11 protein-coding genes are annotated in these 12,379 nt (G+C 65.8%); 8 read left to right on the top strand and 3 right to left on the bottom strand.

Annotation, left to right across the window (positions count from 1 at the left end):
• The first annotated feature begins 10 nt into the window (after nucleotides 1-10).
• Together H030_RS0116600 and H030_RS0116595 are read left to right on the top strand one after the other, a co-directional pair.
• The gene (locus H030_RS0116600; protein WP_027006936.1) at nucleotides 11-427 is read left to right on the top strand and encodes a hypothetical protein; all 417 of its coding nucleotides are present in this window, start codon (nucleotides 11-13) and stop codon (nucleotides 425-427) included.
• A 61-nt stretch (nucleotides 428-488) separates the two neighbouring features.
• Complete coding sequence (locus H030_RS0116595) at nucleotides 489-1,151, top strand: hypothetical protein (RefSeq protein WP_027006935.1); 663 nt, start codon at nucleotides 489-491, stop codon at nucleotides 1,149-1,151.
• Here the strand turns inward: H030_RS0116595 and H030_RS32830 are convergent.
• The 3 genes from H030_RS32830 to H030_RS0116580 are packed head-to-tail and all read right to left on the bottom strand — an operon-like array spanning nucleotide 1,148 to nucleotide 7,123.
• A complete protein-coding gene (locus tag H030_RS32830; protein WP_051222922.1) occupies nucleotides 1,148-4,309 on the bottom strand; it encodes a type I restriction endonuclease subunit R in 3,162 nt (1,053 codons plus the stop codon). The genes H030_RS0116595 and H030_RS32830 overlap by 4 nt on opposite strands.
• Nucleotides 4,306-5,553, bottom strand: a complete 1,248-nt coding sequence (locus H030_RS37305) for a restriction endonuclease subunit S (protein ID WP_155892098.1) — start codon at nucleotides 5,551-5,553, stop codon at nucleotides 4,306-4,308. The genes H030_RS32830 and H030_RS37305 overlap by 4 nt, the downstream gene beginning before the upstream one ends.
• Nucleotides 5,543-7,123: a type I restriction-modification system subunit M gene (locus H030_RS0116580; protein WP_027006933.1), complete on the bottom strand. Its 1,581-nt coding sequence runs from the start codon at nucleotides 7,121-7,123 to the stop codon at nucleotides 5,543-5,545. The genes H030_RS37305 and H030_RS0116580 overlap by 11 nt, the downstream gene beginning before the upstream one ends.
• Nucleotides 7,124-7,514: 391 nt before the next feature.
• On the opposite strand from H030_RS0116580, the gene H030_RS37300 reads away from it, so the two are divergent.
• The 6 genes from H030_RS37300 to H030_RS0116550 are packed head-to-tail and all read left to right on the top strand — an operon-like array spanning nucleotide 7,515 to nucleotide 12,373.
• The gene (locus H030_RS37300) at nucleotides 7,515-8,213 is read left to right on the top strand and encodes a class I SAM-dependent methyltransferase (RefSeq protein ID WP_051222919.1); all 699 of its coding nucleotides are present in this window, start codon (nucleotides 7,515-7,517) and stop codon (nucleotides 8,211-8,213) included.
• A 1-nt stretch (nucleotide 8,214) separates the two neighbouring features.
• Nucleotides 8,215-8,799 (top strand): hypothetical protein, encoded by a 585-nt coding sequence (locus H030_RS0116570; RefSeq protein ID WP_027006932.1) that lies wholly within the window; start codon nucleotides 8,215-8,217, stop codon nucleotides 8,797-8,799.
• Entirely contained in the window at nucleotides 8,796-10,355 is a 1,560-nt protein-coding gene (locus tag H030_RS0116565; protein WP_155892097.1) for a thymidylate synthase, read from the top strand. The genes H030_RS0116570 and H030_RS0116565 overlap by 4 nt, the downstream gene beginning before the upstream one ends.
• Nucleotides 10,356-10,378: 23 nt before the next feature.
• Nucleotides 10,379-10,993: a hypothetical protein gene (locus H030_RS39765; RefSeq protein ID WP_231398461.1), complete on the top strand. Its 615-nt coding sequence runs from the start codon at nucleotides 10,379-10,381 to the stop codon at nucleotides 10,991-10,993.
• 10 nt (nucleotides 10,994-11,003) lie between these two features.
• Nucleotides 11,004-11,699, top strand: coding sequence for an HAD family hydrolase (locus tag H030_RS0116555; RefSeq protein WP_027006930.1), 696 nt, complete (start codon nucleotides 11,004-11,006; stop codon nucleotides 11,697-11,699).
• A complete protein-coding gene (locus tag H030_RS0116550) occupies nucleotides 11,699-12,373 on the top strand; it encodes an HAD family hydrolase (protein ID WP_027006929.1) in 675 nt (224 codons plus the stop codon). Before H030_RS0116555 ends, H030_RS0116550 begins: the two co-directional genes overlap by 1 nt.
• Nucleotides 12,374-12,379: the final 6 nt, after the last annotated feature.

Genomic DNA, 12,379 nt, shown 5'->3' with positions numbered 1-12,379 from the left:
CAGAAAGGCCGTGCTCACGCCCGCTCGCTCAACCAGCTTTCTGCGCGAGATGCTCGTCGCCGAGGAAGGCATGATCATCCTCAACTACACCGAGGAGCACTCGCCAACCCAGCTGCTCAGCTACTACAACTACGGCGACCTCGTGCACTGGGACACCAAGCGAGAGAAGCTCGTCGCCTTCGCGGAGGACGAGTTCGTCGATGCTGAACGCTGGCTCGCCTTATCACGGCAGCCCCCGCGACCGCTCACGTCTACATTGGCTTTGGCATCCTCGTCCGCGCCGCGCTTGCTGAGTCCTCTTAGCTACGCGGAGACTCCGCGGCGCTCCCGACCGACGCTTTACCTGCTCTGCCCGCTGGCATCCGCGTTTGTCAGCTACTCGTACGAGGACCAGGAGTTCGTTCTGGTGCTTGTCCAGCATCTATAGCGCTAAGGGCCTGGAGATCCGATACGACCACGTAGTGCGTGCCCGGTGAGCGTGGTCACCGGTGGAGACGAAGCAGCACGCCCATCAGCCCGAGACGATGCTCTTCGTCAACCAAGGGAGGATCTTCATGTTCTTGTTCTTGCTCATGGCAGTCGTGTCGGCCGCTGGCCTGGCTGCATATCGCACCGGACGGATCGTCCCGACCAGCGCCCGCGCGGACGCCTACGACGCCTTCGGCGGCCCGCTGCCTCCGACGACCCCCCGTCCGATCGAGGCCGCCCAGTGCACGGTCCGCGACTACCTCGTCTACGCCCCCTCGCTGTCCGGCGCCACCATCGCCATCACCAACGACTACGCCCAGCTGCCGGAGACCATCCGCGCCAGCATCTCGTCGCCGGCGGCGGCGCGCTGTCGTTCAACAAGTAGCACTCGCGTAGACACCGCGGTTCCGCGGCGCGTTGCGCAGAGGCCGGCCCCGAAGAGGGGCCGGCCTCTGACGTTCAGGAGGGGGGCGAACAACGCTCGCTGTTCCCCTAAGACAACTATGCAGCCGCCGCCCACCATCGTGTCGCTGACGGAGCGCGAAGCGGCCGCGCTGAGAGCGCTGTGCAAGCGCTTCCTAAGACAATCGGCACGGGGCTCTCGAGAGACCACGGCGATGGTCACGAACGTCGCGTCGGCCCTGAAGGCCATCGACGAAGGCGACGCCAGGCAGCAGGCCTAAGTCTCGTCGAACAGCCGGTCGCCGACCTCGGGCCAGTACCGATACATCGCCTTGGCCTGGTCGAGCACCAGCTGAGTGAAGTGGCTGACGCTCCGGTCGCGGCCCGTGGGGTCACCACCGGTGGAACTACTGCCGGTCTCCAGGAGCTCGGGAAGCTTGTCCCGGTTGCGTCGTAGCAGCCGTTTGATCTTGGTGCGGACCTTGGCCTCGGTGGCCTCACGATCCATCCAGTCGACGGAGAGGTCCTTGCGGATGCTCTCGACGAGCTCATGGGCAAGGTCTCGGAGGGCGGGATCGGCTTTGACGTGCTCGACGCCACCGGCGAGCGCATCGTAGAAGGCAGCTTCTTCTTCGGTGAGCCCAAGTTCTCCATGACGGTGAGCAGAATCGCGAAGACGCTTCGCGATTTCGATGAGCCGCTCGACGACCTCGGCGCTTGTGAGCTGGCGCTGTTCGTAACGGCGGAGCACGGCCTCGACCTCGTCGCTGAACCGCTTGGCCTGGAGGTTGTTGACACGGCGGCGGGCCCTGAGCTCGTCATCGAGCAGCTTCTGGAGGAGTCGCCGCTGGATGTTCTCCTGTCCGGCCTTGACGGCAATGGAGTCCAGGAACTCGTCGGACAGCACCGAGATCTCTGGTCGATCCTTGTCCGCCAAGGCGAACACGTCGACGACGTCGCCGGCTGCAAGGCCGTCGGACATGAACTGCCGCACAACTTGCTCGGCCTCCTTGCTGGCTTGGACCGCAGGCGTCGTGATCTTGCGGACCTCTGCGGCGAGACGGCCGAAGAACCCGACCTCGTCACGCAATTCGAGCGCCGCAGGCTGCGTGCGACCGAGCGCGTGCCATGTGTTGAGCGCGAGCTGGGCGTCCAGGAAGCTCTGCGCTCGTTCGTCGGTATCCAAGATGTAGTTGTAGGCATCCACGAAGAGCTTTCCCTTGTCGGAGACGAGGTAGAGCTCGCCCTGCCGGTAGCCCATCGGATGAAGCAGGTCGCAGATGACTTCGTACTTCTCCCACAGCCGCGCGACGGCTTTGGCGGCGGGGACGACGGGATCGTCGAGGTCGGCATCGTCGTACGCGCGCAGTGAGGCCCGCAGGTCTTCGCCAATGCCGATGTAGTCGACGACCATGCCACCGGGTTTGTTCTCGAACACCCGGTTGACGCGCGCGATGGCCTGGAGAAGGCCGTGATCGCGCATCGGCTTGTCGATGTAAAGGGTGTGCAGCACCGGGGCATCGAAGCCGGTCAGCCACATGTCCTTCACCACGACCACGCGCAGGTGATCGTCGGGATTTCGAAAACGCTTGGCCAGCTCGCGGAGCTGCGGCTTGGAGCGCCGGAAGCGCGAGATCTCGGGATCGTCGGTTGCCTGCGCAGAGATCACGCAGTCGACAGTCCCGCTCCCGAGCCGCTCCCGCAGAAGCTCGGTGAGCTGCGCGGCGACGCGCCGCGAGTAGGCGACGACCAGGGCCTTGCCCTTCAAGACCTCGCAACGTGCGTGGTAGTGCGCAGCCAGGTCGTCGGCGAGCTTGGCCAGACGATCCGGCGCGCCGACGACCTTCTCGAGCTTGGCCCAAGACGTGACGAGCTGCTGGGCAGCCGCTTGCTCTTCGTCTTCGAGGACGTCCTCGACGAGCTCGAGGGCTTTCTCGTCGGCGATGGTGAGGCCGATCTGGCGCGACTCGTAGAAGATCGGGACGGTGGCCTGGTCCTCTTGGGCCTGGCGCATCCGGTAGACGGAGACGTAGTCGCCGAAGACGATCCGGGTCGAGCGATCACCCTTCTCGATCGGCGTGCCGGTGAACCCGATCCGTGTTGCGTTGGGCAGGGCAAGGGTGATGTTCTCGGCGAACGTGTCGTACTGGGACCGGTGAGCCTCGTCGGCCATGACGATCACATTGGATCGCTCCGAAAGAACCGGCATGTCCTCACCCCTGGGTGCCCGGAACTTCTGGATCGTCGTGAAGACGATCCCGCCGGCCGGCACGCGCAGCAACTCGTAGAGCGTCTTGGCATCGACCGGCGTGTTGGGCGTGCGGCGGATCTCGTCGGCCTGCTGGCACTGTGGCGCCAGATGCGTCGCGGTGAAGGTGTCGGCCAGCTGGTTGTCGAGATCGGTGCGGTCGGTAACCGCAACGACGGTGGGGTTGTCGAAGCGTTCGTCACGACGCAGCTTGTTGACGAAGAAGACCATCGTGTAGCTCTTGCCGGCGCCTTGCGTGTGCCAGATCAGCCCACCGCGGTGGTCTGAGGTCATCGCGCCGGCGGCGGACTCGATTGCCGCGTTGACCGCGTGGACCTGGTGGTACTTGGCCATCACCTTCCAGGTCTTGGCGCCGTCGGTCTCGAACAGCACGAAGTCGCGTATGAGCTCCAGGAACCGCCCAGTCTGGAAGACACCTTCGATCATGAGGTCGAGCTGCGGTCGCGCCTGCTGGGCCGGGTCTTCGCTCATCGTCTTCCACTCGGCGAAGTGCTCGGCCGGCGTGGAGATCGTGCCTACCACCGCTTTCATGAGATCGGTCACGCCAACGATCTCGATGAACCGGTACAGCGGCGGGATCGTGTGCCTGTAGTGGGCGATCTGGTTGACCGCCTCCTCCGAGGGTTTTTCGAGCCCCGGGGCCTTCGCCTCGATCTCCCCGAGTGGCAGCCCGTTGACGTACAGGATGAGGTCCGGCCGGCGGTTGTGATCGCCGACGATGATCGTGAGCTGGTTGACCGCGACGAACTCGTTCTTGGAGACGTCCTCGAAGTCGACGATCCACGCGTGCGCGTGCCGCTCGGCGCCGGCAGCGTCGCGGTACGACACCGGCACGCCGGAGAGCAGCAGCCTGTGAAAGCCGCGGTGGTCCTCGATGACCGAGGGTGACGCAGTCGTCTTGACCTCCTCGATGACGCGCTGCACCGCCGGTGTCGGGAGGTCGGGGTTGAGTCGCTGGATCGCGCGCCGCAGGTGACCCTCTAGGACGACATCCGACCACCGGCGCCGCTCACCGCTGCCGGCGTCCGGAGCCAGCCTCGGCCCATGGATGTAGGTCCAGCCCACGCCCGGATGAGCCCCGCCATCCCCACAGAGGCGCTGCAGGGCCGGCAGCTCGACGAGCTGCCCCTCAGGACCAGAGTCCACGATGAACGGGTCGGAGACCGTCATCCGGCAGCCGTGGTGTAGAGGAGCGCTGCCGACCGGTCATCGCCGAGCTGCCCCAGCATGAGCGCCGGCAGCAACACGTCGCGTATCTTCGCGAGGCCCCGCGCTTCTCGGATGAGCGCGTCCCTGTGGTTCAACAACGGCGTCGCAAGTGCGCCGAACATGCTGTGCCGTTCCCGATCTGGCGCCACGAAGGGGAAAGAACCGACGGCTTCCTTGGCAAGGTGCAGGACGGTGCTGCCGTTCGCGTATCCGTATGCGTGTTGCTGAAATGACGGCTCTAGGAACAAGAAGTAGAGGAAAGGGATGCTCACCGAGAGCCCGCTGGGACGGACGATCGCCAGATCAAGCGATGCGACCAGCTCGCTGAACGATCCCGTATCCGGAACGATGGCAGGCTTTCCGATGACCGCTGCCGCCTGGGTCAGGTCCGTATGCGCCACCACGAGCTCTCCGGGCTGAACCACCTGCGGGGGCCTGTAGTCACCTAAATACGGCTTGAGTCCGTCCGGGTTGTAGCCGCCCCCGGCGCGAACGCTCTTGAGCGTCACGAGGGCGCGATCATCGCCGGTCAGCTCGGACGACTTGTAGGACCGCCCTCTCGTCACAGTGACGTGGTTGCCGAGCTGGTCGTCGCCTTCGATCCGTCCTCCGAACATGCTGCGGAAGATGTGGTGAGCAACATGAAGCTCTCTCGCACCGAGCGCGTGGTTGTGCTCGTAGCGCGCATCCAGCGCGGCGAGGATCGACTCGATCCGTTCTTGCTCGTCAAGTGGCGGCAAGGCGATGGGAAACGTCCCCATCTCCTTGAGCGGGATGCGATCGACGGTGCTCCCGTGGATCGTGCGCTCGCGGATGGTCTCTTGAAACTGGGGCCCCAGGTAGGCGTACAGCAGAAAGCGGGGTCGAACGATCTGGTCTCGAGGCCGAAGAAGTCCCATACGGCGTCCAAGGCAGCATCGGAGCCCTGAGGGGATCGCGGCCGCCTCTCCGAGGCGCGTCTCGTAGGAGAAGACGACGTCCCCCTCGCGCGGTGTGATTCGCCGCGTCCATCGAATGAAGTCCTCTTCCGACAGGTGCTCCAGGTCCGCCAGGTCGAGACGACCGTTGGTCAGCGAGGAGATGCCTAGGAACACAGGGCCGGCCGAGGTCTTCTTCGGTGTCGCGTGAGGCCCATCGAAGATCTCCGCGACGTCTCCCAGACGATGAAGCCTCCAACCCGGCGGCGGCGATTGATCAGACGTCATGCCCGACCTTCGCAAGCGCTTCTCGGACAGCGGTGGCCAACCGGTCGTTGACGGCGAGGTCATCAGCGAGCTGATCTACCAGCGTCGCCATGCGCTCCTCGAACGCAATTGCCTCCTCTTCGGCCTCAGGTGCACCAACGTAACGGCCCGGCGTGAGTGCGAAGCCTGCGGCTTCTACGTCATCGAGTGACACAGCTCGGCAGAACCCGGCTTCGTCGACGTAGGGAGCCGCACCGGGCTGTCCCCGCCATGCGTGGTAGACGGACACCACCCGGTCGAGCTCGTCCGTCGTGAGCTCGATCTGCGTCCGGCTGATCTTGCTGCCCATCTGACGAGCGTCGACGAACAGCATCTCGCCACGTCGGTCTCGCTCGCCCGCAGACGTCTTGTCACGGTCGATGAACCAAAGACACACAGGGATCCCCGTGGTGTAGAAGAGCTGCGCTGGCAAGGCCACCACGCAGTCCACAAGATCCGAGCGGAGCAGCGAAGTTCGAATGGCGCTCTCCCCGCCGACGGCGCTGGTCAGCGAACCGTTCGCCATGACGAAGCCCGCGCGCCCATCCGGAGCGAGGTGAGAGACGAAGTGCTGGATCCACGCGTAGTTGGCGTTCCCAGCCGGTGGCATGCCGTGAGCCCAACGCACGTCGTCCACGATCGCAGGCGTGGACCACTCCCTCTGGTTGAACGGCGGGTTCGCCATGACGTAGTCCGCCTTCAGCGATGGGAAGGCATCGTCGAGCAGCGAGCCGGCCTCGGTGTACCGGACTTCGCCGGCGAGGCCATGGATGGCGAGGTTCATGAGCCCGATGCGCCAGGTGGCCTGGTTCCGCTCCTGACCGTAGATGGAGATCATGTCGGGGTTGCCGCCGTGAGCCTCGATGAAGCGGCCCGACTGCACGAACAGGCCGCAAGAACCACAGGCGGGGTCGAGGACACGTCCCTGGAACGGCTGGAGCATCTCAACGAGCAGACGCGCCACCGGACCGGGCGTGAAGAACTCACCGCCACGGTGACCCTCGGAGCGGGCGAACTCCTTGATGAAGTACTCGTAGGTACGGCCGAGGATGTCCCGCGCCTCCTTCGCGCCCTTGCCGAAGCCGATCTTGGCGATCGTCTGGAGGAGAGAGCCCATGAGCTCGGCCGAGAGGGGCGCGCGCGTGTAGATACGTGGCAGCACGTTCCGCAGGCGCGGGTTCTTGTTCTCGATCGCCTCCAGCGCGTCGTCGATGCGTCGGGCGATGTCAGGCTGCTGGGCGGCGGCGAGGAGCTTCTCCCAGCGGGCATCCTCAGGGACCCAGAAGACGTTCTCGGCGACGTACTCGTCGCGGTCTTCCAAGACCTCCTTGCGCTCGGCGACGTCCTCGGTGTAGAGCTCGCTGTCGGGGTCGGCCAGCTCAGCCTGGAGCTGTTCGCGACGGAGTGTGAACGTGTCGGAGATGTACTTCAGGAAGATCAGGCCGAGAACCAGGTGCTTGTACTCGGCGGACTCGACGCTGCCGCGCAGCTTGTTGGCCGCCTCGAAGAGAGCCGCGCCGTTGGGGTTCTCGCCGGTGCTGTTGTTCGTCATGAGGCCGTCCCTGGGATGCTCGATCGGAGTGCTGGTGAGCACCTCCTGGCGCCCACAACAGGGCACTCCACCACGAGTGGCGTGCCCACTCGCCGCGATCCTACGAGGAAGACGTGAGAACCACTCTGCCGCGGTCCGCTGACCGGTTCCGGAGCCGGCCGTCGCGGACCACCAGCGGCGTGTAGCCCCGTCACGACATAGAAGCGCGTTCCGCTCGCCACCACGCTCGCCCTCCGCGGCGGTCGACCGCGCAGCAGTCACAACGCCGAAATAGCGGGGTGGGACGGTGGCCGTGCAGCGAGCGCCCTTGTCCATGACTGCCTCACGCGGGATCCTCTTCGGCACACCTTGGACTCGGCGGCCAGGGTCCGTTCCGACGATGAGGCGATCGATGAAGACGAGCCTGTGGGACCCCGAGTACCAGCGAGGCGGCGTCCCGTCGAGCGTACGTGAGAGCCCATCGGGCGCGCTCGTCTGGGCGCTCGACAACTGGTCACGTCTCGACAGAGCGCCGGCCATTGGTGCCCGCGGTCTTGATGTCGGATGCGGCACGGGACGTAACACGGCTCACCTCGTCTCGCGGGGCTTCGAGATGACGGCCTTCGATAGCTCCGAGGTCGCGATCGAGAGAGCGCGCCAACGGTTCGCCGGTCGACCCGAGCAGCCTGAGCTCCTCCTCCACGATCTGACCGACGGCTTGCCGGTCGCGTCAGGCAGCATCGACTTCATCGTTGACACCTTCGTGTACAAGCACCAGGTGGAGCCGTCGACGCGACGCGCCTACCGCGCGGAGATGTCGCGAGTCCTCAAGGCGACCGGACGGGTCCTCATATCCGTTGCGGAACCGGACGACGACTACTACGGAGCTTGCCCGTCTCACCCCTCAGACACGGCGGGTCCACACGCGGTGATCGATCCGGCGCTCGACGTCGGGAGTGTTCTCTTCTCGGCGCGAGAGCTCATGGAAGATGTCGCTGACTGCCTCCAACTCGAGATGGTCTGGCGCAAGGAACGCCCCGGCGAGATGCACGGAGCGCCGGCCGTTCGGCGCACCATGGCCACGATCTGGCGGCGCCGAGCAGCGCAATAGCATGGTCGTCGTGGACTGGCCGAGCGAGACGTGCGTGACCGCATGGGTCTGGACCGCCATGGAACGGCGCGGTCTCTCAGGTGGCGATCCGAGCGCGCTGGCCCGCCACCTGGAGACGCACCTGCCTGATCGCGCGACACCAAACCCCTGGGGGCTTGCGGTCAGCACGGCGGCGAGTCATGTCGGAGTGCGCCCCCGCGACGCCGAGCGCCTCCTCCCCGCCTACCTCCAAGCACGTGATCCCGACCTCGCCTTCCGGTACGCACCGGTCGACGTGGTCGCGATGGACAGCCATGCGGCCTTCCTCGCGGAGGCCATGGACGCCGGTGTCGACATCGGGGCCGGCATGGACGTCTCACGCTTCTCCTCTCGCTCGGACGTGCTACGCCACGTGGTCTCCGTGGATGGCCTCGAGGATCGCGCAGTCCTTCTTCGAGACCCCGTCGGGCAAGTTGCGCTCCCGTCCCGCATGCGCGTGGACGACTTCGTCGATCTCGTCGGACAGGCAGGCGGCGGGTTCTGGCTCCTCGGCCCTCGCGAGGCGCTCCTGGCCCTGCGCCATGTCATGCCTTGGACGACCGCATGAGAAAGGCCATCACCACCGCCGCGCCCACATGGGAAGCGCGCTACTACGCTGATCGTTTGCACGACGTCAACCCCATGGGCGATGTCGGCCTGATCCTGCTTTGGTCGCCCTACGAGCACGTTCGCAAGAAGCTTGCTCGCGAGGCACCTGCGGTTCTGGACCCGGCACGCAGCCGCGTCGCCACGGTGGCCAACCTGTACGGCGACGGCCTACACGGGATGCTGTCCAACCTGCTGTACAACCCCCAGGTGCGTCACTTGATCGCCTTCGGACGGAAGCTCGGGCAAGACAGCTGCGCCGAGATCGAGGCGCTCCTTGCACACGGCTTGGAAGAGACGACGCTCCTCGGGGCGCCGATGCTGCGCATCCCAGGAACATCGCGCTACTTCCGGCGCGGCAATGGTCTCGACGTGACGCCGCTGCAGGAACGTCTCACCTTCACATACGCCGGGAAGCCGTCGGATGACGGCGCGATGGAACGTGTGGTCGGGCTTCTCGACACGTTGCCCCGAGCGGATCCGGACGATCTCGGAGAACGCGTGCTGGTGGACATCCCCGACCCGGACCCCCGCGAGCAACGCCCTTCCGAGATCGCGGGACATCAGGTCATCCGCGCCACGCCCCTCGCGGCGTGGGAAGAGCTCGTCGTCCGGACGATGCGCTTCGGTCGTGTGGCGACCCTTGCCGACGAGAGCACGCGTCTGGAACTGCACAACGTCAAAACGGTGATCACAGATCCGCGGGAGCACTCGCGCGAAGCCCTCGCGCGGTACGGCTTCGACCTCGAGCAGTTCCAGAGGTACCAAGAGGCGATCCTCGACCCCGAGCTTCCGGTCGACATCTCATACAACTACGGAAACCGGCTGCGAGCGCATTTCGACCAGGGCGCGGGGGCCGACATGCTTCACACCATCATCGAGAAGCTGCGGAAGCAGCCGCGGACGCGTGGTGCGTATCTGTCCTTGTGGGACAACACACGCGACCTGGCAGGAGTTGGCGCGCCCCCCGGTGCAGCAACTCCGTGCCTCGTGAGCCTGCAGTTCCGTGAGACCGGTGATCGGCTTGCGCTCACGGCCACCTATAGAGTGCACAACCTCCTCACCGCGTGGCTCCAGAACGTGTACGGGCTCATGGCGATCCTCGATCATGTCGCCGTCAACACGGACCTCGCACCCGGACCGATGACCGTCATCAGCCAGTTGCTCGGGATCGATCCGAGCAGCAGCCGTTACGGCCCGGCCATGGAGCTCGAGCGATCCTGGCAACGTGACGACGACGTCGACCACGACAACCGCAAGTCCTCGATCCGAGAGGATCCGAACGGGCACTTCGTCGTCACCGCCGACACCCTGCGTGGGGTCGTGATTGCTGAGCATTATTACGCAGGCAACCTCATCAAACGCTACGAAGAGAGAAGCGGCTTGAAGATCCAGCAGAAGATCAGCGGCGATATGGCCATCAGCCAGGTCTCGCATGCCCTATGGATCGCACGTGAGCTGACGCTGGCAGAACAAGAGCTCCGAACGGTGACCGACGGTCGCGAGGAGGGGCGATGAGCGACCCGCTGAGCATCCTGTCCGTGGACACCATCGACGAGGCGACCCTGCTGGCGAAACTGCGCCGGACGCGCCTACGCGGCCTCGGCGAGCCCGAGGTGTACGCCAGGTCCCGGATCGAGCTGGTTCCGGGTTTTGATCCCGAAGCGGTCGTGCCGGCGCAACGCTACGTGCTCAACGACACGGTCGACAAGATCTTGGAGATCCGGTCGGCCCTGGTCGAGCTAAGCATCGACCTGTTCGCCCTGGACGGCGCCCTGCTCATCCGGACGTCCGACGACCCGGACGTCGTGATCCCGCTGCTGCCTCCGATCGCCGAGGAGTCGCACGAGCCCGACGGCCGAACATGCCTGCTCGCCAATGACGGCATGCACCGCATCTGGGCCGCCCGGTCTGTTGGGAGCCCGATCTCGATCGTGCGCGTGCTCGATGTCCCGGTCGAGTACCCGTACTACGCCCTCGCCCTTCCCAACGGATGGGCCGATGTCACGCCGCTCGATGAGCTGCCGGACGGGTTCGAGAAGAAGACCTACCGGAACCCTGACAACTACAAGGCTCTGTTCCGCGACTTCAACGCCCTGTTCCCCGGCGTGCAGGCACAGCGCAAGCGCTCGAACCCCAGCCATCTCAGCGCCTGACACCGCCGGGATGCCCCATCTCGACCGGCTCGTGATCTTCGACATCGGCGCGACGCTCGTAACTGGGCCGTCGCGGGGACCGTGGTCGCGGATCGCCGATCGCCTTGCCCTCACGCGTGAGACGCGACAGGCCCTGCGCGATGTCCTCATGACCAGTCGTTTCGAGACGCCGGCCGAAGTGACCGAGTTCCTCGCCGCAGCTGGAGCAGACCGGGCGGATGCGGCGAACGTCGTCACGGAGGTCTGGACCGCGCAGACGAAGGAGGCGCAAGCCCTCGACGGCGCGCTGGCCACCCTGAACAGGCTCCGGGAGGACGGGGTGGTGCTGGCGCTGATCTCGAACATCTGGGCGCCGTACCTCGAGTCGGTCCGCTCGCTGTTCGGCGAATTCTTCGATCGCGAGATCCCTGCCGAGTTGCAGTTCTTCTCGTTCCGCGAGGGCGTCGCCAAGCCATCGACGGTGCCCGTCGCAACGATCCTGCGACGATCGGGCATGACTGCCGACGCCACGCTCATGGTCGGGGACTCTTACGCGGAGGACATCGCGCCCGCGATCGCACAAGGTGTGCGGACACTCTGGCTCCTCCATCGACCGCAACGCGAGGCCTCGGACCTCGTCCGTGTTCTCAACGGGAGCCTGCCTCGGCCCACGGCGGCGTCCCGGTCAATCGCCGAGGTCGACGTCGAAGCGATCTTCAGCATGTGATGGACGTCCAAGCCGTCACCGTCGATCTCGACGACACGATCTGGCCCTACGCACCGATCGCGATGCACATCGCCGAGACACTGAAGGCGTTCCTCGCGGAAGCCGGACCCCGCGCGGCCGAGGCCTTCGACCCAACGGCCCTTTCCGCTGCGCTGACCGCGCCGCGGGAGACGCGACAGGCGTCCTCCGATGTCCAGCGGTGGCTCACCCCCGACGGCCTCCGGGCGGAGCTCGCGGCCTGTGGCCACGACCCTGACCTCGCCGGCCCGGCACTCCAGGCGACAGACGACGCGCGGCAGCACGTCGTGCCGTTCCCGGAGGCCGAATCCGCTCTGGGCCGCATCGGTGAGCGTTACCGGATCCTCGCGCTGACCGAAGGGGCCTCTGACGTGGAGCGCATCGGCGTCGCGGGCTGGTTCGACGGGGTGATCACCAGCCGAGACGTCGGCGTCTCAAAGCCGGACCCGCGGATCTTCCGCGCCGCGTGCACGGCTCTGGACCTCCCGCCGTCGTCGGTGCTCCACGCGGGTAACGACCTTGCCAAGGACGTCCACGGAGCGCTCGCCGCGGGGATGCAGGCAGCCTGGGTGAGGCGAGATCCGGAGGGCACTGAGCCTCCCGGCGTGCTGGTCGTCGCTGATCTGTCGGAGCTGGCCTCAGCACTCGGTGTCTGAACTGTG

This window comes from Conexibacter woesei Iso977N (assembly GCF_000424625.1).
In the GTDB taxonomy this organism is placed as follows: Bacteria; Actinomycetota; Thermoleophilia; order Solirubrobacterales; family Solirubrobacteraceae; genus Baekduia; species Baekduia woesei_A.
This window is presented reverse-complemented; position numbering and strand designations above follow the sequence as displayed.

Excerpts from the sequence above, each read along its gene's own strand:
- H030_RS32830 (WP_051222922.1), bottom strand. The coding sequence starts at position 4,309 with ATGACGGTCTCCGACCCGTTCATCGTGGACTCTGGTCCTGAGGGGCAG.
- H030_RS37305 (WP_155892098.1), bottom strand. The coding sequence starts at position 5,553 with ATGACGTCTGATCAATCGCCGCCGCCGGGTTGGAGGCTTCATCGTCTG.
- H030_RS0116580 (WP_027006933.1), bottom strand. The coding sequence starts at position 7,123 with ATGACGAACAACAGCACCGGCGAGAACCCCAACGGCGCGGCTCTCTTC.
- H030_RS37300 (WP_051222919.1), top strand. The coding sequence starts at position 7,515 with ATGAAGACGAGCCTGTGGGACCCCGAGTACCAGCGAGGCGGCGTCCCG.
- H030_RS0116570 (WP_027006932.1), top strand. The coding sequence starts at position 8,215 with ATGGTCGTCGTGGACTGGCCGAGCGAGACGTGCGTGACCGCATGGGTC.
- H030_RS0116565 (WP_155892097.1), top strand. The coding sequence starts at position 8,796 with ATGAGAAAGGCCATCACCACCGCCGCGCCCACATGGGAAGCGCGCTAC.
- H030_RS0116555 (WP_027006930.1), top strand. The coding sequence starts at position 11,004 with ATGCCCCATCTCGACCGGCTCGTGATCTTCGACATCGGCGCGACGCTC.
- H030_RS0116550 (WP_027006929.1), top strand. The coding sequence starts at position 11,699 with ATGGACGTCCAAGCCGTCACCGTCGATCTCGACGACACGATCTGGCCC.